This window comes from Bradyrhizobium sp. S3.3.6, assembly GCF_040546905.1.
GTDB lineage: Bacteria > Pseudomonadota > Alphaproteobacteria > Rhizobiales > Xanthobacteraceae > Bradyrhizobium > Bradyrhizobium cytisi.
This window is the reverse complement of record NZ_JBEPOT010000013.1, coordinates 112,530-133,369: the sequence shown is the minus strand read 5'-3', so window position 1 is coordinate 133,369 and position 20,840 is coordinate 112,530. Positions and strand designations below refer to the sequence as shown.

The 20,840-nt window shown below is 63.3% G+C and carries 19 protein-coding genes; 12 read left to right on the top strand and 7 right to left on the bottom strand.

All coding sequences use genetic code 11. From position 1 onward, the window contains the following. The first annotated feature begins 120 nt into the window (after positions 1–120). The 4 genes from ABID59_RS30170 to ABID59_RS30155 are packed head-to-tail and all read left to right on the top strand — an operon-like array spanning position 121 to position 3,322. Positions 121–1,227: a cupin domain-containing protein gene (locus tag ABID59_RS30170; RefSeq protein WP_354085778.1), complete on the top strand. Its 1,107-nt coding sequence runs from the start codon at positions 121–123 to the stop codon at positions 1,225–1,227. A 45-nt stretch (positions 1,228–1,272) separates the two neighbouring features. After that, positions 1,273–2,181 carry a fumarylacetoacetate hydrolase family protein gene (locus ABID59_RS30165; RefSeq protein WP_354085777.1) on the top strand — a complete coding sequence of 303 codons (909 nt, stop codon included), beginning with the start codon at positions 1,273–1,275 and terminating at the stop codon, positions 2,179–2,181. Then, positions 2,181–2,618 (top strand): acyl-CoA thioesterase, encoded by a 438-nt coding sequence (locus ABID59_RS30160; protein ID WP_354085776.1) that lies wholly within the window; start codon positions 2,181–2,183, stop codon positions 2,616–2,618. The genes ABID59_RS30165 and ABID59_RS30160 overlap by 1 nt, the downstream gene beginning before the upstream one ends. Then, on the top strand, positions 2,615–3,322 hold the full coding sequence (locus ABID59_RS30155) for a hypothetical protein (protein ID WP_354085775.1): 708 nt from the start codon (positions 2,615–2,617) through the stop codon (positions 3,320–3,322). The genes ABID59_RS30160 and ABID59_RS30155 overlap by 4 nt, the downstream gene beginning before the upstream one ends. 266 nt (positions 3,323–3,588) lie before the next feature. On the opposite strand, the gene ABID59_RS30150 is transcribed toward ABID59_RS30155, so the two are convergent. Continuing rightward, entirely contained in the window at positions 3,589–3,870 is a 282-nt protein-coding gene (locus ABID59_RS30150) for a hypothetical protein (RefSeq protein ID WP_354085774.1), read from the bottom strand. Between the two features lie 237 nt (positions 3,871–4,107). Between ABID59_RS30150 and ABID59_RS30145 the strand changes: the two genes are divergently transcribed. Further along, positions 4,108–4,296 carry a hypothetical protein gene (locus ABID59_RS30145; RefSeq protein ID WP_148755431.1) on the top strand — a complete coding sequence of 63 codons (189 nt, stop codon included), beginning with the start codon at positions 4,108–4,110 and terminating at the stop codon, positions 4,294–4,296. Between the two features lie 1,438 nt (positions 4,297–5,734). On the opposite strand, the gene ABID59_RS30140 is transcribed toward ABID59_RS30145, so the two are convergent. From ABID59_RS30140 to ABID59_RS30120, 5 genes are all read right to left on the bottom strand, one after another. Further along, positions 5,735–6,901 carry a beta-propeller fold lactonase family protein gene (locus tag ABID59_RS30140; RefSeq protein WP_354085773.1) on the bottom strand — a complete coding sequence of 389 codons (1,167 nt, stop codon included), beginning with the start codon at positions 6,899–6,901 and terminating at the stop codon, positions 5,735–5,737. A gap of 348 nt (positions 6,902–7,249) precedes the next feature. Continuing rightward, complete coding sequence (locus ABID59_RS30135) at positions 7,250–7,963, bottom strand: ABC transporter ATP-binding protein (RefSeq protein WP_354085772.1); 714 nt, start codon at positions 7,961–7,963, stop codon at positions 7,250–7,252. Next, positions 7,960–9,729, bottom strand: coding sequence for a branched-chain amino acid ABC transporter ATP-binding protein/permease (locus tag ABID59_RS30130; RefSeq protein ID WP_354085771.1), 1,770 nt, complete (start codon positions 9,727–9,729; stop codon positions 7,960–7,962). Before ABID59_RS30130 ends, ABID59_RS30135 begins: the two co-directional genes overlap by 4 nt. After that, positions 9,726–10,769 carry a branched-chain amino acid ABC transporter permease gene (locus ABID59_RS30125; protein ID WP_354085770.1) on the bottom strand — a complete coding sequence of 348 codons (1,044 nt, stop codon included), beginning with the start codon at positions 10,767–10,769 and terminating at the stop codon, positions 9,726–9,728. Before ABID59_RS30125 ends, ABID59_RS30130 begins: the two co-directional genes overlap by 4 nt. Positions 10,770–10,811: 42 nt before the next feature. Continuing rightward, a complete protein-coding gene (locus ABID59_RS30120; protein ID WP_354085769.1) occupies positions 10,812–11,960 on the bottom strand; it encodes an ABC transporter substrate-binding protein in 1,149 nt (382 codons plus the stop codon). A gap of 635 nt (positions 11,961–12,595) precedes the next feature. Between ABID59_RS30120 and ABID59_RS30115 the strand changes: the two genes are divergently transcribed. From ABID59_RS30115 to ABID59_RS30085, 7 genes are read left to right on the top strand one after another with little or no spacing between them, the layout of a single operon-like run. Further along, entirely contained in the window at positions 12,596–13,405 is an 810-nt protein-coding gene (locus tag ABID59_RS30115) for an aspartate/glutamate racemase family protein (RefSeq protein ID WP_354032070.1), read from the top strand. Between the two features lie 3 nt (positions 13,406–13,408). Then, a complete protein-coding gene (locus tag ABID59_RS30110) occupies positions 13,409–13,837 on the top strand; it encodes an organic hydroperoxide resistance protein (RefSeq protein ID WP_354085768.1) in 429 nt (142 codons plus the stop codon). A 22-nt stretch (positions 13,838–13,859) separates the two neighbouring features. Further along, the gene (locus tag ABID59_RS30105; protein WP_354085767.1) at positions 13,860–15,038 is read left to right on the top strand and encodes a thiolase family protein; all 1,179 of its coding nucleotides are present in this window, start codon (positions 13,860–13,862) and stop codon (positions 15,036–15,038) included. Beyond that, a complete protein-coding gene (locus ABID59_RS30100) occupies positions 15,035–16,276 on the top strand; it encodes an SDR family NAD(P)-dependent oxidoreductase (protein WP_354085766.1) in 1,242 nt (413 codons plus the stop codon). The genes ABID59_RS30105 and ABID59_RS30100 overlap by 4 nt, the downstream gene beginning before the upstream one ends. Before the next feature lie 34 nt (positions 16,277–16,310). After that, on the top strand, positions 16,311–17,093 hold the full coding sequence (locus tag ABID59_RS30095; protein WP_354085765.1) for a cyclase family protein: 783 nt from the start codon (positions 16,311–16,313) through the stop codon (positions 17,091–17,093). 57 nt (positions 17,094–17,150) lie between these two features. Then, complete coding sequence (locus tag ABID59_RS30090; protein WP_354085764.1) at positions 17,151–18,308, top strand: ABC transporter substrate-binding protein; 1,158 nt, start codon at positions 17,151–17,153, stop codon at positions 18,306–18,308. Between the two features lie 9 nt (positions 18,309–18,317). After that, complete coding sequence (locus ABID59_RS30085) at positions 18,318–19,982, top strand: ATP-dependent acyl-CoA ligase (protein ID WP_354085763.1); 1,665 nt, start codon at positions 18,318–18,320, stop codon at positions 19,980–19,982. 13 nt (positions 19,983–19,995) lie between these two features. Here ABID59_RS30085 and ABID59_RS30080 read toward each other — a convergent pair whose 3' ends face one another. Then, positions 19,996–20,502, bottom strand: coding sequence for a MarR family winged helix-turn-helix transcriptional regulator (locus ABID59_RS30080; protein WP_354085762.1), 507 nt, complete (start codon positions 20,500–20,502; stop codon positions 19,996–19,998). Positions 20,503–20,840 lie beyond the last annotated feature (338 nt).

The following is a 20,840-nucleotide window of genomic DNA, read 5'->3' as shown; positions in this document are numbered from 1 at the left end:
CTTTGTGCCGCGCGAAAGGTCGTGGATGGCCGGGACAAGCCCGGCCATGACGATGTGGAGACATTCGCGTTCAAATTCATCTTGCTTGGTTGAAGCCACTTGACGGACTTGGAGGACAGGATGCGCGAGAACGTCGTCGGCCGGGCCAATGTCGAGGACACGCCCGAGCTCAAGGCTTACTACAAGGACCTCGAAAAATACGAAGCCGGCGCGCTGTGGACGGTCGCCAACAAGATCGAACCGTGGGCGCCGCAATCGACCTCCGTTCCCGTGCTCTGGCGCTACAACGATCTGCGCGAGCACGTGCTGCGCTCGGTCGAGCTGGTCTCGCCGGAAAAGGCGGGGCGGCGGGTGATCTATCTCAACAATCCCGGCCGCCGCGACGTCTCGGCCGCGGTCGGCTGGCTCTATTCGGGATTGCAGGTGATGCATCCCGGTGAGGTCGCGACCGCGCACGCGCATTCTGCTTCAGCCCTGCGCTTCATCATGGAAGGATCCGGTGCCTACACCATCGTCGACGGTCACAAGATGACGCTGGGGGCGCGGGATTTCGTGCTGACGCCGAACGGCACCTGGCACGAGCATGGCGTCGAAGCCAACGGCTCGGTCTGCATCTGGCAGGATGGGCTCGATATCCCGCTGGTCAACGCGCTGGAAGCCAACTTCTTCGCGGTCCATCCCAAGGTTCAGCAGGAAGAGTCCGGCTATCCCGTCGACGACACGACCAAAACCTGGGGCAATCCCGGTCTTTGCCCGGCCGGCTCGAAATGGTCGAAGGGCTATTCGCCCATGTTCAAATACGAGTGGGAGCCGACCTACGAATCCTTGCGCAAATATGCGGACGCGAGCGACGGATCGCCCTATGACGGCATTCTCATGAACTACGTCAACCCGGTCACCGGCGGGCACGTGATGCAGACGATCGGCGCCAGCATGCAGTTGCTGCGGCCGGGCGAACGAACGAAGTCGCACCGCCACACCGGCAGCTTTATCTATCAGGTCGCCAAGGGCCGCGGCTATTCGGTGATCGGCGGCAAGCGTTTCGAGTGGCAGGAGCGCGACATCTTCTGTGTTCCGTCCTGGGCGTGGCACGAGCACGGCAACGCCTCGGAGAGCGAGGATGCCTGCCTGTTCTGCTTCAACGATCTGCCTGTCATCGAAGGCCTCGGCTTCTACCGGGAAGAGGCCTATGGCGACAATGCCGGTCACCAGCCGGTCGCTGCCTGACGTACCTCCAGCAGAATTCAACCGAAACAGCCGGATAGAGATTCGATGCGCCTTGTTACCTACACCTTGGGCTCCAGCGGTGCCCGCCTCGGGGTCCTCGTTGATGGATTGGTTGTGGACGTCGAACGCCTCGGTGCGTCGCATGGCCTTGCATGGCCGAGCGACATGCTGTCGTTGATCGACAACAGCGTGACGCTGCTGCCGGCGTTGAGGGATAAGCTCGACAGTGCCGATGGGCGCCTGCCGGCCGGCGCCGCCGTTCCGGTCGAGGATGTGAAGCTGCAGGCTCCGATCCCGCGGCCGCGCAAGAACATCTTCGGCATCGGGCTGAACTACCGCGCGCATGTGGCGGAATCCGCCAAGAGCCTCGACACGGACAAGGATCTGCCGAAGCGGCCGGTCGTCTTCTCCAAGCCGCCGACCTCGGTGATCGGTCCGGGCGGCGCGATCCAGCACAACGCGAAGATGACGCAGCAGCTCGACTGGGAGGTCGAGCTCGCCGTCATCATCGGCAAGACCGCGACGCGCGTCGCGACCGGGAAGGCGATGGACCACGTCTTCGGCTATTCGGTGATGATCGACATTTCCGCGCGCGACAATCGCCGCGCCGGCCAGTGGATCTTCTCCAAGGGCATGGACACCTATGCGCCGTTCGGCCCCTGCATCGTGACCGCGGACGAGATTCCCGACCCGCATGACCTGCGGCTCTGGCTGACCAAGAACGGGATCATGAAGCAGGACTCCAATACCAAATACATGGTCTTCGACATTCCGGTTCTGATATCGGACATTTCATCGGGCATGACGCTGGAGCCGGGCGACATCATCGCGACGGGAACGCCGGAAGGCGTCGGCGCCGGCATGAGCCCGCAGGAATGGCTGTGGCCGGGTGATGTGGTGGAGGCAGGGGTCGACGGCGTCGGTGTCATCAGGCACCCGGTCGTTGCGATCTGATGGCGTCGTTCTCGTTCGATCGCGAGCTCAGGTTCGGAGACTGCGATCCCTCGGGCATCGCGTACTTCCCCTCCTACCTGAACATCCTCAACGGCGTCGTCGAAGATTTCTGGGCGGGAATCGGTTTTCCATGGCCGGAATTGATCACGGTCCGGAAGATCGGAACGCCCACGGTGCACCTGACCTGCGACTTTTCCCGGCCGTCCAGGTTCGGCGATCTCCTGACGTTCAAGTTGCAGATCGGCCGGGTCGGTGGGGCCTCTCTCCAATTGAGCCACGTCGTCTCGGGTGTCGATGGCATACGCTGGCGCGCCCGCCAGATCCTTGCCGCGACCTCGCTTGTCGATCATCATGCAATTCCATGGCCCGATGACGTACGCACAGCGCTTGTGGCGCATCTGCACGTCGATGAGGAAGCTGAAGCAACGCCATCATGATCTCCTTGTTCATGACATTCTCCGATCCGGCAGGCGAACGGCGGGTTAGACCGGACGCACTGGACGCCGCCGCCGTGCTGGTCGGGGCGGTCCCACAGATGACCGAGGGCCTGCTATTCACGCCGCTGGATCAATCGGTCGATCATCCCTACAAGGCTGACGGTTTTGGACCAGCCTTCGCGCTCCAATTGCGGTTTCCGGACCTGCTCGCTTGCGAAGCCGCGCTGGATCGCGGCGGAGCGCTCGCCAGCCTCGCGACCGGCGGCGGATTATCGAGCTTCACCGGATTGGACGTCACGCACCAGGTGATGCTGACGCGCGCGTTTCCCGTCGATGTCGCCGAACATCCGGCGGGAACGACAACTCCGTGCAGTTACCTCGTCCACTATCCCGGGCCAGCCGAGGACATGAACGCCTGGAACCTGCATTATCTGGAGCACCATCCGTCGATCATGCGGACCTTCCCGAACGTCCGCCAGATCGAGATCTACACCCGCATCGATTGGGTCGACCGGCTGCCGTCGCAGCGCGTCGAGCACATGCAACGCAACAAGCTGGTGTTCGACGGCCCGCAAGCGCTTGCGCATGCGCTCGGCTCCGACGTGATCCAGCGCATGCGCGCGGACTTCGTGAAATTCCCGCCGTTCGCGGGCGGCAACAAGCATTTTCCGATGCTGACGCGGGTGGTGCGGCCGAAGCCCTAGAGAACTGAGAGCGTAGAAAAAGGGACCGCGAGTGACAAATTCAGATTGATCGCCAAATGTCCGCTTTGGCGCCGATTTCGGACTCAAGTGGAGCGTCACGGCCCTTCCGAAACGGCCCAAACGGTCCTGACGCCACTTGGGCGGCCTCCCACGCTCTTTCAACACCTCGACGATATCACCGATTTCCCAAAGCCGCTCGGTCCGTTGCGGCCATGCCATTGGGTCATGGACACTATGTGGGGATGCCAACGAACCCCTGATCCAACTTACATCTCTTCCGAATTGTTGTCCTCTTTGAAGATCGTTTGCAGCAAGCGCCATAGCTCGCGGTGACCAGCAGTTTGACCGCCCTGCTTGAGGTAGTCGGCGATATCCATCGTTGATGATTGGATCTGAATCGTGCCAACAACGCTGGCATCAAAATCCGCCACCTCGCGCTCGACGTATAACTTCTTTGCGTCGGTATCGAAAACGAGTGTGCAACGATCCGCGTGGGTGACCTCAGGGCCTGTCACATGACGATATAATTCGCGCTTTAGGAGAGCCATCTTGTGCTCCTGTCAGAATCGCTGACCAATCAACCCGGCTCAATCATACCAATCTTAACGATCACGCGGCAGCGTCCTGGCCTCCTCGAACAACTTTCCCTCGCGCATAACCCATCGAGACCGCTGCGTTTAGTTTCTCCAGATCGGTTTCGAGGTAGTGGTTGGCGACGATCAGCGCCTTGTCTCACGGGTTGAAATCGGCGCAATATGCACCGGGGTGGGGATAAGGAGGCCAACATGCCAGAGTCCCATGGCGATGTTGATTATACGGTCCATGTGAATCAAGGAGAGACGACCTTCCGCGCCAATACTCCTCAGGGAGAGGAGTTTCTTGGTGGTCCCGAGCTGACCTTGTCGAATGAGGAAGCGCATACCTTCATTCAGGACGCCCGAGCGAAGGGCCTAACGGTCAAGCCGTTTTTCTAATGGATCGCGCCGAGTTGAACGGCGATATCGTCCCAGCCAAGTCACCAGACTATGGGATTTGCGGATTTACATCGCGCAGGGATCGAACTCTGTAGCCACTGACAGAATGCGAGGCCAACCACCTAAACGCCCCCCAAGACCAAGGCCGAGCTTCGCGAGATGTTGACCGGAGGCTGTCCGCAAAACGCAACTTGAGCCAAAGCGCCCGGCGTAGGCCAAGAGAGATGGCAAGAAATGGCGCCTAACTCGCATCTGAGTGCAAGACCACAGTTGCCGTTCCTTGCATATCTGGCCACACGCAAAAGCCGCCAAGGTCTCCCTCGGCGGTTCGTGCCGTTGCATTTGCGTAGAGGTACTGCGTCGAGCGGTGCTCGAACGCAGCCCGTGCTCGCTCTTGTTTGGACGCAAGCGACCTTCAATGAGGCGGTGGGTGCGTTGCCAGTGTATCGGGCCAACGATCCCCGATCCTCTCAACATGTGACTGGCGGCGATGCTCTTCAAGCCAGCACTGCTGTCCCGTTCGATGAAATGGCAATGCAGGTTTTCGATTGAGCGCCCTTCACCGATTAAGGTCAGCAACTGATCCACCACAACCCGGATACGCGTTTCGAAATTCGTATCGGTGATGATTTCGCCGCGCTCGACGGGCCATTGCCAGATCACCGACAAGCAGGATTGTGCGGCGAGCTCCGGACGCTGCCTGCGGCAGGTACCTTCGAGGGCGAGTTCTCCGACGTCACCCGCTCCTAGAGGCGCGGGCTAAGATGGTCGAAACCGATGCTCGTCGAGTTGGATCGACTCCGCAGTTAGGTCGGCGCTTTCAATCCTGGGGAGCCAATCCATTGCTGAAGCTGGAGGGCGGTTTCGCTTATACGCGCCGCTTTCAGGAGAGCTTCGCGTTTCGCTCCGGGCGGTGCTGCCTCGGCGCGCCGGCGGGCTTCGTCCGCCAACTGGGCAAGTCGAACGGTTACGGGAATGGTTTGTTTGGTTCGCATGGGGTGGCTCCGCGTGATAGCGGGAGCACGAGCAGCTCTCAGTCACCGATAGATACCGTGATGGGCCGGTGATGGAATGACTAGGCGCTTGTTCTGCCCGAATAGATACTAAATTCCGCAGTGCAAAGTAGGCCAGCGAGATTCAAATTAGACCATTGAGGTCGGAAGCGTGAACCTTCAGAAGAGGCCGCCAACTGGGGCGGCCTTACTTCAACGGAATTACGGGAATTACGGGAATTACGGTGACAGTGCACTTAATTGGACGCGAGCGCGATTGAGCGCACTGTCGCTGTAATTCCGGTTCAGGCGTTCCTGGACGAAGGCCGCAAAGAGTAAGAGCCGCACGCGGGCTGCCGGGCTCGTCTGGCCCGTAACCATCGGCGCGGCTCGGCGGCGGCAGCGCTCTTCCATGCTTCCGAGCCGGCGCAGGGGTGACGGATGGTCTACCGGGCCGGCGCGCGCATGGATGCGGGCTGGCCTGGCAGCTTTAGCCTTGAACCTCCGACTTCGGTGAGCTTCCCGCCGGCGAGCTGAAACACCTGCAGGTCCTTTTCGAAATAGTTGGCCACGTACAGGTAATCGCTGTTCGCGCTGTAGACGACGCCTTCCGGGAGGCCGCCGAGCGGCGCGCGCGCCGTCACCGTCAGCTTACCATCGGTTCCGATGGACATCAGCACGAGTTCGCCGGCCTTGGTCTTGAACCAGTCGCTGTCCTTGGCCGCAGTGCCGAGCAGGAGCGGGGTGGCCGCGGTCTTTCCATCGGGCGCGATCGCGAAGCCTTCCGGTCCGGTCCCAGGGCTCATCACATCGACCACGTGGGGATGTGGGCCGGTCGCATCGATAATCACCTCGGCGTCAGCGTTGTTCTTCTGTGCGCCGGTGTTCGAGGCGATGACGTATTTGCCGTCCGGGGTGATGTCGATGTTGTAGGGATTGAGGGCCGATGGAATGTCCATCGACTTGTCGTACGTCACCTTTTCTCCATCGATCGCCAGCACGCCGATCTTGTTGACGAGATTCATGCAGACGAAAGCGCGCTTGCCGTCGGGTGCGATGACAACGGCGGCAGCCTGCTGCTCCAGCGAGACCTCGCCGACTGGTTTGACCGTCGAGCCCTGAATCGAGACGACGGAAACACTCTTGCCGTCCCGGTTGGCGATCAACGCGAGGTCGCCCTTCCTGGAAATCGAGAGGCCGGACGGCTGCCGTCCTACGGTCACCGTGTCGATCAGTTTCGGCGGCTCGGCGGCGAGATCAATGACGTACAGCTTGTCGTCGGGGACTGATTTCCAGGCGTCGCCGTCCTGGACGTGGACCACCGAATTGGCGACCAGGCCGAGCTTGCCGTCCGGTGTGATCTGCAGGTTGGTTGGCGGCCCGAGCAGGGAATTCGTGAGCGGCAGGCTGGCGCGGATCCTGGGTTTGGCGGGGTCGGAGACGTCCACGACAATGACGGCGTCATTGCCTGGAGCGCCGTTGGTCGGGCCATCGGGACCATAGGTAATCTTGTTGTCGAGTCCGATCAGGATATCGTTGATTCCGGCGATTGCCGAACTGTTGGCGACAAGGCCAACCAGGCACGTGGCACAAAGAGCACTGCGCAAGTTCATGGCGATTTCCCTCCGCCCGGTCCATTCTGAAAGCCGGTTGCTCTACCTTACCGTGCGCCGCTTACGGCTGCTAATTATTCACGCGCCGAGACGAAATGTAATCGCCAGAATTCAATACGTGGAAGAGCAAGTTCGGCGGGCAGACGCACCTTCACTTGGCGGTGCAAGCCACCTCCACGTGCGGCGATGATGGCATTGTGCCACTGTTTTGCCCGACGGATCAAGTGGATTTCGTAAAATCCGCATGTCAGCGATTAAGCCATTGATATCGCTGTCGCCGGCTACTGTGCATGGGGTTGTTTTCGATTGTTTTGTTGCGCGGGCCGCCGGGTGTGATCCCGGCCCGCTCTAATGTCCGCCGAGATAGGCCGTGATCAGCCTGGGATCGTGGATCAGATCCTTGGCGGGGCCGGACTGCACGACCTCGCCGGTCTCGAGCACGTAGCCGTAGTCGGCCGTCTCCAGCGCGGCGCGGGCGTTCTGCTCGACCAAGAGGATCGAGACGCCGAGATCGCGCAGCGATGCGATGGTGCGGAAGATCTCGCGCACGATCAGCGGCGCAAGGCCAAGGCTCGGCTCGTCCAGCATCAGCAGTTTCGGCTTGGCCATCAGCGCGCGTCCCAGTGCGAGCATCTGGCGCTCGCCGCCGGAAAGAGTGCCGGCGGCCTGGCGCTGTCGCTCCTTCAGGCGCGGGAAGCGATCATAGACTTCATCCAGGGTTTTCCGGACACCCGTGCGGTCGCGCAGGCTGTAGGAGCCGAGCAGGAGATTGTCCGCGACCGACATGTCGGAGAACAGCTCGCGCTTCTCCGGCACCAGGCACAGCCGGCGCTCGACGCGGTCCTCGACCGACATCCTGCCGATGTCGTTGCCCTGGAAGACGAGGCGGCCGCGCGAGGCGAGCAGCCCGATGGCGGCCATCAAGAGCGTGGTCTTGCCGGCGCCGTTCGGGCCGATGACGGTGACGATCTGGCCTTCCTCGATCGACAGCGACACATTACGAACCGCTTCGACATTGTCGTAGCAGACGGTCACGTCCGTCATGGAAAACATTCCGCTCACGCGACGCCTCCGAGATAGGCCTCTTGAACCCGCTCGTCGCTGCGGATCGCCGCTGGTGCGCCTTCGCAGAGCTTTGAGCCGAAATCGAGCACCACGATGCGGTCGACCAGCGACATCACGAACTCCATGTCGTGCTCGACGATCAGGATGGTCAGGTGATCCGCTCGCAGCGACCTGAGCAGCTCCGCAAGCCGCAGCTTCTCCTGGCGGCGAAGTCCCGCCGCAGGCTCGTCCAGCACCAGCAGCGCCGGGTCGGCGGCCAGCGCACGCGCGATCTCGAGGATGCGCTGGTTGCCGAGCGGCAAATTGCCCGCGAGCTCGAACGGCTTTTCGCCGAGCCCGACGCGTTCGAGCTGCATCAGCGCCTCGTGCCGCGCACTGGCCTCCTCACGCTGGTTGAGGCGGAAGGCGCCGGCGAGCAGGCCGCTGCGGGTGCGGGCGTAGGTGCCGAGCATCACGTTTTCCAGCAGGCTCATGCGCGGCCTCAGCTTCACATGCTGGAAGGTCCGCGCGACACCGGCTTTGGCGATGCGGGATTGTGCATCATGCGTGATGGGGCGCCCCGCAAAGACGATCTCGCCCTTGTTGACCCTGAGCGCGCCGGTCAGGCAGTTGAACATCGTGCTCTTGCCCGCGCCATTCGGGCCGATGACGGCAAGGATCTCGCCGGACCGGACCTCGAAGCTGACATTGTTGACAGCGACCAGGCCGCCGAACCGGCGCTCGGCGCCGTCCACCTTCAGAAGCATCTCGCCCGGCGTCGGTTGCGCGCGGCGGGGCAGCGGCGGCGCCGGCTGCGGCCGCTCGCGCTTGATCTTCGGCAGGTAGCGCGCAACGAACGGCACGATGCCCTGCCGCGCCCATTGCAGGAACAGGATGAACAATGCGGAGAAGGCGACGATCTCGAGCTGTCCGGAAGCGCCCTTGGCGATCAGCGGCAGATAATCCTGCACGCTGTTCTTGAGCAGGGTGACGACGGCGGCACCAACGACACCGCCGAGCAGGCTGCCGGCGCCGCCGACCATCGACATCATCAGATATTCGATGCCCATGCCGGCATCGAACGGGCCCGGGCTGATGAAGCGGCTCATATGAGCGTAGAGCCACCCCGAGAGCGAGGCCAGGAAGGCTGCGATCACGAAGGTCACGAGCTTGATCCGGAAGGCGTTGATGCCGAGGCTCTCGACCAGCGTGTTGCCGCCGCGGAGCGCGCGCATGGCACGACCAAGCCGCGAGTCCAGCAAATTGTATCCGAGCAGGAGGACCGCGGCGACGATGCCCCAGATCAGGAAATAGATCTGCGAGCTCGAGACAAGCGCGAACGCCCCGATGCTGATCGGCGGAATCGACGAGATGCCGTTGAAGCGGCCGAGCCCCTCGACGTTGCCGAACAGGAAGCCGATCGCAAGGCCCCATGCGACGGTCGAGAGCGACAGGAAATGCCCCTGAAGCCGCAAGGTGACGACGCCGAGGATGGCCGCGACAGCGCAGGTCATCGCAACGCCAAAGACGAGGCCGAGCCACGGCGAATACCCGTTCAATGCGGAGACCCAGGCGGTGGCATAGGCCGCGATGCCCACGAAGGCGGCCTGTCCGAACGACACGATGCCGCCGACGCCGGTGAGGAGCGCGAGCCCGATCGCGACCAGCGAATAGATCCCGATATAGTTCATCAGCGTGATGCTGAACGGGCTGAGGACGAAGGGCGCGAGTGCGAGGCACACCACGGCCGCCATCGCGGTAAGCTGAATATGGAACCGCGTCATTCCTCGATCTCCTCGTCGGAATGCAGCGAGGCGAGGGATCGCCAGATCAGGATCGGGATCAGCAGCGAGAACACGATGACGTCCTTCAGCGCGCTGCTCTCGAAGGACGCAAAGCTTTCGAGGAGGCCGACGCCGACGGCGCCGATCGCCGCACCGGGATAGCTGGTCATGCCGCCGACGATCGCGCCGACGAAGGCCTTGAGGCCGATCAGAAAGCCGGAATCGTAGAACACAGTGTTCACAGGCGCGATCAGGATTCCGGAGACGCCCGCCATCAGCGACCCCAGCAGATAGGCGATGGTACCGGCGCGGGCGGGCCGGATCCCCATCAGGCGGGAGCCGGTCCGGTTCACGGCGGTGGCGCGCAGCGATTTTCCGACCAGCGTGAAGTCGAAGAAGAGATAGAGCAGGCCAGAGAAGACGAGGGCCGCGATCACGATCAGCATGGTCTGGCCCGAGACCAGGACGCCGGCGAACTCGGTCGAGAGCGACGTGAGCGGTTCGGTTCTGACACCTTCAGGTCCGAAGAACAGCAGCCCCAGGCCGACCAGCGCGAAATGCAGAGCGACGGAGACCGTCAGCAGCAACAGCACCGTTCCGTCTGCGATCGGGCGGAAGACGATCCGATCCAGCAGCGGGGCGATCGGCGTGATCAGCATCAAGGCAAGCACGAGCCTGACGGCGAGCGGCGGCTCGGCGCGCATCGCGAGCCAAGCGAGGCCGGCCACGGCGAGCGGAAGCGCGAGATAGAACAAGAGCGCGCGTGGCAGCAAGCGAAGCTCGCCGGAGCGTACCATCGAGATGATCTCGATCAGCGTCGCAAGGCAGGCCAGGATGACGACCAGCGCTCCCGTGCCCGGAAAGCGCTTCGCGTCGAGGGCGGCCAGCGTCAGCGCGGTGAACGCGGCGATGTCGCCAAAGGGAATGAAGATGACCCGTGTCACCGTGAAGATGAGGACGGTCCCGATCGCCACCAGCGCATAGACTGCTCCGCTGGCGATCCCGTCGATCGCAAGGATGGCTGCGATGTCGCTCGTCATTGAGACGCCGTTCCTCCGTTCTGACTGCCTGCCGCCTTCAGACTACGGCGCATACTTCCAGGCGCCGCCGCTCAGGCGCACCACGACGAGCGAGCGCTCGTCGACGCCGGTCACCGAGCCCGGCTTGAAGTTATAGACGGCATGTACGCCCGGCAGCTCCTTGGTGCTGAGGATCGCGTCCCGCAGCGCCGTGCGGAACTCCGCGGTTCCGGGCTTCGCGATCTTGAGCGCGCGCTCTGCGGCGTTGGCGAAAATCAGCCAGGCATCGAAGGAGTAGGCGGAGAAGCCGTCGGTGGTCGGGATGTTATGGGTCTTCTGGTAGACGCTGCGGAAATCCAGCGCGATCTTCTTGGCGAAGTGCTCATCGGGAAGTTGCTCGGCGACGATCACGGGGCCTGCGGAGACCTGGATGCCGTCAGCGGCCTTGCCGCCGACGTTGACGAAGTCCGGATTGACCAGCGCCACCGTGCCGTAAGTGTTGCCCTTGAAGCCGCGGTCGGCGAGGCTGAGGAGAGGCAGCGCGCCTTGCGTCCCCGAGCCGCCGTCCAGCACGGCGTCCGGCCGGGCGGCAAGCACCTTCAGGATCTGTGCAGTGACGGAGGTGTCGGTACGGGCGTATCGCTCGTTGGTCTGGATCTTGATGTCACCGGCGGCTTCGGCTGCCTTGGCGCCGTTGTAGACGAGGTCGCCCCATGCGTCGGAGAAGCCGATATAGCCGATATTCTTTATGCCATCGCGCTTCATGCGGTCGGCGACGATCTTGACGAGCAGGGAGGCCGGCTGCGGCACCGACACCACCCACTGCTCGGGAGTTTCCGGCAGCTTGCCGATCGGCGAGACCGCGATCATCGGCACTTTCAGCTCGCTCGCCACCGCCGCCATCGCGATGGTCGAGGGCGCCGTCGCCGTGCCGATCAGCAGGTCTACCTTCTCTTCTTCCACGAGCTTGCGCGCATTGCGGGTCGCGGCCGACGGGTCGGAGCCGTCGTCGAGCTGGATCAGGCGAATGGTCTCGCCGTTGATGGTCTTCTTGTATTCATAGGCCGCATTGATGCCGCGCCCATAGGGGATTCCGATCGACGATCCGTTGCCGCTGAGCGAGGTGACGAAACCGATGGTGATGTCGGCCTGCGCGGCCGGAGCTGCGAAGACGCCGGCGACAAGTGCAAATAGGCTCAGAGTCTTGCGCATTTGCGTTCTCCTCCGTTGATGCTGGATAGGAATGCTTCAAAGCTGCCGTGCGGGGAGCTTGAACGACGAATGAACCGATTGAAAGCATTGCTGTTTGCGCCGAAATCCGGGCGCGACAGAAGTGAGTTTGTCGGCCGGGCGTCAGCTGCCATGATGTTGCTTGCCGCTCGAACAACGGGCCCACCGGCAAATGCGGGCGGGACTTTTCCGGAGCGATGAAAGGTCGTTGCCGCGGCCGCGATGCGCAACCGGCGACGCTGCTGCCACTGCCGGCTGCTTGAGCACGGCGACTGTCCACACGATTGAGTCTCTCAAAATCGGTGCCCTGCAACATCATTGTCATGGCCACCGGTCCCTGACCGGCGAGGAATTACTTAAAGCCTAAAGTATTGCCGGTGGCGCCGTCAACACGTGTCACGGGGCTGTCAGAAAAAAATGTTGCTGCATACAATTTCGTCAGTGTGCGGCGTTTCTTTGCTGCTCGACGGGACAATAAAGGCCGTGCTCGCCTTGCCGTGACGGCGCGAGCCGCCGGCGCTGCCGCGCGCATTTGACGCGTGAATTAGTTTATGGTTGAAATATATTCATCGGCAGCCGACGACCGATCCTCCGACCACCGCTTGAGGAGAAGGACGATGCGCATCTTCTGGCAGAGCTTCGTTGATGCGAGCGTCAACGCGCCCTACATGGCGCGGCTGTCGGAATACCTCAACAACATCGCTGCATCAGGCACGACGGTTCACGTCGAGGGCATTACGCCGCCGGACCGGGAGTTCGGACGGCTTGCCGAACTGCGCTGCGCCGTCCAGGCGATCGATAACGGCATCGCGGCGGAGGAGGGCGGGTTCGACGCCTTCGTCATGGGGCATTTCCAGGATCCCGGACTCTACGAGCTGCGCTCGGCGCTCGACATTCCCGTGATCGGGACCGGCGAGGCGACGCTGCTCGCGGCCTCGCAGCTCGGTCGGCGGCTCGGCCTTGTGACGCTCGATCCCGTCTTCGAGGTCTGGCACTACGAGCAGGCAGAGCGTTACGGCCTCCGTGATCGGGTGGTCCACGTGACCGGTCTTGGCTGCAAGCCGGAGGATTTCGCCGATGCGTTCGCCGGAGACGCTGCCGCGCAAGCTCGCATGATCGAGGATTTTGTCGCCTGCGCACGTCCGCTGATCGAGCGCGGCGCGGACGTCGTGATCCCGGCCGGCGTCTTGCCAGGCCTTTTGATCGGGAAAGAGCATGGCCTGAAGGTCGGCCACGCGCCGGTGGTCAACTGCGCGGCGGTGGCGCTGAAGAGTGCCGAGATGTGGGTGCAGCTTCGGCAGCTCAACGGCACCGAGCCCAGCCGCGGGCCGAGCTTCAAGCGGGCCAATGCCCAGGCGCGCGCCGATTTCCGCGCGTTGCTCGCGCGTAACAGTCGCTCGTCCTCGAAAACTATTCCTGGAGAATAAGGCATGATGACTCCCGAAAAGATCCTGTACGAGACCGAGGTGACGGCGACCGGAGGACGGGATGGCAAGGCCGCCAGCGCCGACGGTCTTTTGTCGGTGTCGCTGTCCTTGCCGAAATCGATGGGCGGCCCCGGCGGCGAGGGCACAAATCCCGAGCAGCTCTTTGCGGCCGGCTACGCCGCGTGCTTTCTCGGTGCGGTCAAGCTCGTCGCGCGGACGCGGAAGGTTGTGCCCTCTGCCGAGCCTTCCGTGACTGCGAAGGTCGCGATGGGGCCGGTTCTCGTCGGATACGCGCTGGCTGTCGAGCTGAAAGTCAATTTGCCAGGTGTCGAAAAACCGGTGGCCGAAGATGTCGTCGCCGGCGCGCACGAGCGCTGCCCCTATTCGAACGCAACCCGAGGCAATATTCACGTGAAACTGACGGTGGTCTGAGGATGAACGAGGCGGGCGGTCGGTGACCAATACCTTACGCACACCGTATGATGGCGTCGTGATTGCGGCGCCCGTCACGATTCCCTATGTGCGCTACTCCATCGAAAGCGCGCAGTGGTGGATCGGCCGAGCGCTCAGCGCGCTTGTTGCACAGGCCGGCATCAAGGCCTCCGACATCGACGGCCTGTGCGTTTCCAGCTTCACCATGGGCACCGACAGCGGGGTGGGACTGACGCAGCATTTCGGACTCTGCGTGCGATGGCTGGATACGATTCCGCTCGGTGGCGCCAGCGCCATCGCTGGGTTGCGAAAGGCGGCGCGCGCGGTTCAGGCCCATGACGCTGACATTGTGGCCTGCGTGGCGGGCGACACCAACTATGTCGATTCCTTCCGGCTGACGCTCGAGAACTTCTCGCGCTTCAACCAGGATGCGGTCTATCCTTACGGCGCCGGCGGCGCCAATGCGAGTTTCGCACTGATCGCACGCAACTACATGCGGACCTTCGGCGTCACGCGCGAGGACGTCGGAAGGATCGCCGTCGCCCAGCGCACTAATGCCTTGCGCAACCCGTATGCGTTGATGAAGACGCCGTTGACGCTCGAACAATATCTCGCGGCCCGGCCGATTTCTGATCCGATCCACCTATTCGACTGCGTGATGCCCTGCGCCGGTGCGGAAGCGTTCCTCGTCATGCGCGACGAGACAGCGGCATCGTTGGGCCTGCCGGCCGCACGACTGCTCTCGACGATCGAGCGGCACAATGCCTTCGCCGACGATCCGATGCAGGTGCGCGGCGGCTGGGCGATGGACATCGGCGAGCTCTACGCGATGGCTGGCGTGAAGCCTGACGATCTCGATGTCGTGCAGACCTATGACGACTATCCCGTCATAACCATGATGCAGTTCGAGGATCTTGGCTTCTGCAAGAAGGGCGAGGGGGCCGAGTTCGTGCGCCAGCACGACCTCACCATCGATGGTGACTTTCCGCACAATACGTCGGGCGGACAGCTCTCGGTCGGGCAGGCCGGTGCGGCCGGCGCCTACCTCGGTCTCGTCGAGGGACTGCGGCAGGTTGTGGGGACTGCAGGCCCCACCCAGGTCAGCAATGCGAGCCTCGCCCTGGCCTCGGGGTTCGGTATGATCAACTATGACCGCGGTCTCGCCTCGGGCGCCGCTATCCTTGCAGGGCCTTCGCGATGATAGAACCGATCAAGCCGCCCCCGCGCAAGAATCCGCTGCTGCGGACGCGGTTGCCTGCTTCGCCACCGCGGCCGCGCAGCAGGATCTCGCATGGGTTCACGCGGGCGGCAGCCGAAGGCCGCTTTATGCTGCAATGCTGCGCGGCTTGCGGTTCCTTTGCTTATCCGGCGCGGGAGGCATGTCCGTCTTGCCTGTCGGCCGGCCTTGCATTCGTCGATGCGCCGCGTCGGGGTATGCTGCTCGCCGAGACGACGGCACGGGTGCCGAGCGACGTCTATTTCCGCGAACGGGCGCCGTGGCGGATCGGCCTCGTCAAGATGGATTGCGGTCCGACGATCGTGGCCCATCTCCATGCCGACTGCGCGGAGGGCGCAGCCGTTCGCATGTCGTTGCATCTCGACAAGAGCGGCCAGGCGGTGGCCTTTGCCCATCCCGAGGGGGAGACTCCCAACATGGCAGACGACAAGCAGTGGCGGGAAATGACGGCCGATCCGAAATTCCGGCGCGTGCTGGTCACCAACGGCCGCAGCGTGATCGGCCAGGAAGTCGTCGCCGCCTTGAAGGCCGCAGGCGCCAAGACGGTGTTCGTCGGCGTTGCCGAACCGTGGCGGCCGTTCGCCGGCGAGAAGCTGCTGCGCGGTCAGGACGGGATCGAGATCGTGACGCTTGACGCGGCCGACGAAAAATCTGCCGCTGATCTCGCAGCCGACATCGGCGGCAAGGTCGATATCCTCGTCAACACAACGGAATATGTTCGGCCTGGCGGCCTGCTTGACCGCAGGGGCACGAGCACCGCACGCGACGAGATCGACCAGGCCTATCTCGGCTTCATCAACTTGGCGCAGGCCTTCGGCCCCGCCATGCGGATGCGCGGCGCCGACGGCATCAGTAACAGCGCCGCGTGGGTCAACATCCTGTCGATCTACGCGCTGGCGAACTGGCCTGCCTTTGGCGCTTACTCGGCCTCGCAGGCAGCGTGCCTGTCGCTCTCGCACTGCCTTCGCGCCGAGCTCCGGCCCGGCGGGGTCAGGGTGATGAATCTGTTCACCGGGCCGGTCGACACCGAATGGTTCCAGACCGTACCGCCGCCGAAGGTCGCGCCGCGCGCGATCGCGCAGGCAATCGTGTCGGGGCTGAAAGGCGGGCTCGAGGAGATGTATGTCGGAGATGTCGCCGAAGAGATCCGGCAACGTCTGGCGGCCAATCCGAAAGCGCTCGAGCGCGAGCTCGACAGGTGACATCGGGATTTCAACCAAGCCGGAGGACGTGACGATGCAAAGCAACAATCTCCTGGAGCTGGCGAGTGCGATTTCTTCCGGCGCGGTGCGCGTCGTCGATCTGACCTTCACACTCAGTCCGGATTTTCCGGTCATCGTGCTACCGCCGGAGTTCGGCCAGGCAGCGCCGGTCCGCATCCAGGAAATCTCGCGATACGATGGTCGTGGCCCGGCCTGGTACTGGAACAATGTCACGTTCGGCGAACATACCGGCACGCATTTCGACGCGCCGATTCACTGGTTCACCGGCAAGAACCTGCCGAACAATGCCGTCGACACCATGCCGGCCAAGGACATGATCGCGCCGGCCTGTGTCATCGACTGCTCCGCGCAGGCGGCTCAGGATCCCGATTTCCTGCTGACGGTCCCGCTCGTCGAAGCCTGGGAAGCCAAGCATGGACGAATCCCGGAGCGGAACTGGGTGGTGCTGCGGACCGACTGGTCGAAGAAGGGTTGGCGCGACTACGCCAATCTCGGGGATGACGGCGCACACACGCCGGGCCCCAACCCGGCCGTCATGAAGTGGCTGGTGGAGGAGCGTGGCGTCATCGGGTTTGGCACCGAGACCATCGGTACGGATGCGGGGCAGGCCGGGCATTTCGAGCCGCCTTATCCGGCGCATCACTATCTGCACGGCGCGGGCCGCTACGGCCTGCAATGCCTGTGCAATCTGGATCAGCTTCCGGCCACCGGCGCCATCATCGTGGCCTCGCCGCTGAAGATCCAGAACGGCTCCGGCAGTCCACTTCGCGTCATCGCGCTGGTATCGTCAATCTGAACCCAATCCATGGCGCTTGCCAATCAGAACAAGAAACTCCCACGAAAGACAGGTGCCATGAACTTGATCAAGAGCTTGCTGGCCTCGACCGCATTGCTTCTTGCGGTCCCGCAACTTGCGCACGCCGAGATCCTCGTCGGATTCGTCACCGGCCTCAGCGGACCGGTGTCGTCGATCGGAATTCCGAACGCGAAGGGGATCGCGGCGGGCCAGACCTATATCGGCGAGGTCGGCGGCGAGAAGATCCGGGTCATCCAGCTTGATGACGGTTCCGATCCGACCGCGTCGGCGCGCAACGCACGCAAGCTCGTCGAGCAGGAGAAGGTCGATGTGCTCATCGGCACGTCCGGCGCACCCCAGACGCTCGCGATGGCGACTGCGGCCATCGAGATGAAGATTCCGATGATCGCGGTGTCTCCGATCGCGCCGGTGCCGGCCGGTGATGGCGGCCCCTGGGTCGTCCAGACGCCGCAACCAACGCCGCTTCTCGTACAAGGCATCGTCGACCACATGAAGGCACGGGGCCTGAAGACCGTCGCATTCATTGGTTTCTCCGATGCGTTCGGCGATCTCATGTACAATTCGCTCGAGCAAAGTGCGAAGACCGCCGATATCAAGGTCATTGCCAACGAACGCTACGCCAGATCAGACTCCTCGGTCACGGCCCAGGTGCTGCGCGCTCTCGCTGCACGTCCCGACGCCATCATGCTCGGCGGCACCGGGACGCCCGGCGCGCTGCCGGTCATCGCCTTGTCCGACCGCGGATATAAGGGGCCGCTCTACGGCAATCACGGGCTGATCAGCGCCGATTTCCTCCGTCTCGCCGGCAAGGCCGCCAACGGCATCATCTGCCCGACCGGACCTGTGACCGCGGCGGAGCAGCTTCCGGCCAGCAATCCGATCCAGAAGGTTGCCCTGGATTTCCGTGCGGCCTTTGAGAAGGCGAACGGCGAGGCACCGACGGATTCGTTCTCGTCCTATTCCTTCGACGGCTGGCTGGTCTTCGCCGATGCGGGCAAGCGCGCGATGGCGACCGGCGCCAAGCCCGGCTCGCCGGAATTCCGTACCGCGCTTCGTCAGGCGCTGTTCACGACCAAGGAGGTCGTGGGAACGCAGGGCGTCTACACCTATACGCCGGCGGATCGGCATGGCGTCGACGATCGCTCACGCATCATGGTCCAGATCGAGGACGGCAAATACAAGCTGTTGCCCTGAGGCGGGAGCATGATCGTGACGGAGAACGAGGCGCCGGCGAATATCAGCAAAGCGATCGGCGGGGAGAACGTGACGCCGGCCTGGGCGCGCGCGGTGACGTCGTTTCCGCCGTCGGACCGGATTCTTTCCACCATCCTCACGCGGCAGGCGGAACGCTACGGTGAGCGGATATTGCTGGTTGCGGGTGAGGCACGCTGGACCTTTGCGCAGACCGCGGCGATCGCGGCCGCGTCGGCCCAGGCGCTCATCGACGCGGGGATCAAGCCGGGCGATCGGGTCGCGCTGATGTGCTCGAACCGTCCGGAGTTCTTGCAGGTCTATCTCGGCTGTGCTTGGCTCGGCGCCATCGCGGTCCCGATCAACACCGCGCTCCGCGGCTTCCAGCTCTCCCACATCTTTCGCAATTCGCGTCCCGCGCTCCTCGTCGTCGAGGCCCAGTTCGCTAGCGCGATCGAGAGTGTCGAGGCGGGTGTCGAGCTGCCGCCTCGGACCTGGATCATCGGAGCTGCTGCCGGGGCCAGCGATGCCAGGCTTTCCGCGGTAGCGTTGCCGGCGCTGGGAGCCGCGGCCCCGGCGGGTGCCGTGCGGCCCGGCGACACCGTTGCGATTCTCTATACGTCGGGCACGACGGGGCCTGCAAAGGGTGTGTGTTGTCCGCAGGCACAACTGTTCTGGTGGGGCATCTATTCGGCGCGAGCGCTCGGAATCCGCGAGGGCGATGTGCTGTTCACGACGCTGCCGCTGTTCCACACCAACGCGCTGAATGCGTTCTATCAGGCGCTGCTGAACGGATGCACCTACGTGCTCGAGTCGAAATTCTCCGCTTCCGGCTTCTGGGCTGCCGCGCGGCGGCACGATGCGACGGTCGGCTATCTGCTCGGCGCGATGGCGTCAATGCTTCTGGCGCAGCCGCAGAGCGCGGAGGATTCGACGCATCGCCTTCGCGTTGCGCTTGGCGGCGGCGTGCCGCCGCAGATCCACGGTCCGTTCCGCGAACGCTTTGGCGTGCCGTTGGTCGACGGCTATGGGTCGACCGAGACGAACTTCGTATTTGCAGGCGCGATCCCGTCCGATCGTCCGGGGACGATGGGCTATCTGGCCGACGGCATCGAGGCGCGGATCGTCGACGAGAATGATACAGCGCTTCCTGATGGAGAGGCCGGCGAGCTCGTGCTTCGCGCCGGAGAGCCCTTTGCTTTCGCCACCGGCTATTTCGGCTTGCCGGAGAAGACGGTCGAGGCCTGGCGAAATCTGTGGTTTCACTCGGGCGATCGTGTGGTTCGAGATCCTGGCGGACACTATCGCTTCATCGACCGCATGAAGGATTCGATCCGCAGGCGCGGCGAGAACGTGTCCTCGTGGGAGGTCGAGCAGACCATCCAGTCCCACCCCGCGGTCGCCGCTTGCGCGATCTACCCGCTGCCGTCGGAGTTGGGCGAGGACGAGGTTGCGGCGGCGATCCTGCTGGAGCCGGGCCAATCGCTCGACCCGGTCGACATCGTCAGGCATTGCGAAGGACAGATCGCTTATTTCGCTATCCCGCGTTACGTGCGCATTTTGAGCCAGATGCCGCTGACGGAGAACGGCAAGATCAAGAAGGGCGTGCTGCGCGACGCGGGCGTCACTGCGGATACATGGGATCGCGAAGCGGCCGGAGTGAAAGTGCGACGCTGACAGTTGCGCCCGCTCAAGGTTTTTGCAGAGCGTCCCTCACAGCGCCCTTGAGCTCGTCGAGCTCGCCGATCAAGCCGTCGAACCGGTCCGCGGGGAAATCCGCCAGCAGCTCAGCGAGCCACGCGCCGTGGCTCTTAGCCATTCGCCTGAAGGTCTTGCGGCCTTCGACCGTCATGCAGACAATCTGCACGCGGCGGTCGAGGTTCGACGGCGTGCGGGTGATGTATCCATCCGCGACCAGGCGGTCCACGATCGGCGTGAGGTTCCCGGCCGAGACCATCAGACGCTTGGGCAGCTCTCCCAGCACAAGCCCGCTCGGCTCGCGGTCGAGCTGAGCCAGAACATCGAAGCGGGGCATCGTGAAATCGAACTCATCGCGAAACCGGCGCCGCAGCTCGCCTTCGATCAGGGTCGTACAGGCGAGCAGCCGGAGCCAAACTCGCGTTTGAGCCCTGTACTCGGCCTCCTGATCCACCCCATTCCTGGCTGAAACAGGCGTCGGCTCTTTCGCGAATGCCAATCGAATCTCCCGGGCTTCGTGGCTTGTTGAAAGCTGGCGCAGCTCTCATGGGTCGCTAGCAAGATAGTTCGTGCCAAAAGTAAATTCAAGGCTTAGCCCGGGCGTCTCGGAACCGGCGCTGCTCTGTATCCAATTGGCACTGTATCTCAAGGTCGACACTGCGGAGCCGAACCCGTCGCCCGAGCTCTTTGCAGAACCCACCTTGACAAGGCATGCACCGACAAAATATTTTAGGCTTAAACTAATTGAGGTGAAGGTTCACCACATGGCGTGACCCCGCGAAAGCTAGGGGATCACGCGCATAGTCTGTATCGGCGGCGGCCCGGCCGGCTGCTCAG

What these genes read in the sequence shown, in the direction of transcription:
- ABID59_RS30115 (WP_354032070.1), top strand. Translation starts at nt 12,596, where the DNA reads ATGCGCATCTTCTGGCAGAGCTTCGTTGATGCGAGCGTCAACGCGCCC.
- ABID59_RS30095 (WP_354085765.1), top strand. Translation starts at nt 16,311, where the DNA reads ATGCAAAGCAACAATCTCCTGGAGCTGGCGAGTGCGATTTCTTCCGGC.
- ABID59_RS30125 (WP_354085770.1), bottom strand. Translation starts at nt 10,769, where the DNA reads ATGACGAGCGACATCGCAGCCATCCTTGCGATCGACGGGATCGCCAGC.
- ABID59_RS30160 (WP_354085776.1), top strand. Translation starts at nt 2,181, where the DNA reads ATGGCGTCGTTCTCGTTCGATCGCGAGCTCAGGTTCGGAGACTGCGAT.
- ABID59_RS30140 (WP_354085773.1), bottom strand. Translation starts at nt 6,901, where the DNA reads ATGAACTTGCGCAGTGCTCTTTGTGCCACGTGCCTGGTTGGCCTTGTC.
- ABID59_RS30100 (WP_354085766.1), top strand. Translation starts at nt 15,035, where the DNA reads ATGATAGAACCGATCAAGCCGCCCCCGCGCAAGAATCCGCTGCTGCGG.
- ABID59_RS30170 (WP_354085778.1), top strand. Translation starts at nt 121, where the DNA reads ATGCGCGAGAACGTCGTCGGCCGGGCCAATGTCGAGGACACGCCCGAG.
- ABID59_RS30165 (WP_354085777.1), top strand. Translation starts at nt 1,273, where the DNA reads ATGCGCCTTGTTACCTACACCTTGGGCTCCAGCGGTGCCCGCCTCGGG.
- ABID59_RS30090 (WP_354085764.1), top strand. Translation starts at nt 17,151, where the DNA reads ATGAACTTGATCAAGAGCTTGCTGGCCTCGACCGCATTGCTTCTTGCG.
- ABID59_RS30155 (WP_354085775.1), top strand. Translation starts at nt 2,615, where the DNA reads ATGATCTCCTTGTTCATGACATTCTCCGATCCGGCAGGCGAACGGCGG.
- ABID59_RS30130 (WP_354085771.1), bottom strand. Translation starts at nt 9,729, where the DNA reads ATGACGCGGTTCCATATTCAGCTTACCGCGATGGCGGCCGTGGTGTGC.
- ABID59_RS30110 (WP_354085768.1), top strand. Translation starts at nt 13,409, where the DNA reads ATGATGACTCCCGAAAAGATCCTGTACGAGACCGAGGTGACGGCGACC.
- ABID59_RS30145 (WP_148755431.1), top strand. Translation starts at nt 4,108, where the DNA reads ATGCCAGAGTCCCATGGCGATGTTGATTATACGGTCCATGTGAATCAA.
- ABID59_RS30120 (WP_354085769.1), bottom strand. Translation starts at nt 11,960, where the DNA reads ATGCGCAAGACTCTGAGCCTATTTGCACTTGTCGCCGGCGTCTTCGCA.
- ABID59_RS30150 (WP_354085774.1), bottom strand. Translation starts at nt 3,870, where the DNA reads ATGGCTCTCCTAAAGCGCGAATTATATCGTCATGTGACAGGCCCTGAG.
- ABID59_RS30085 (WP_354085763.1), top strand. Translation starts at nt 18,318, where the DNA reads ATGATCGTGACGGAGAACGAGGCGCCGGCGAATATCAGCAAAGCGATC.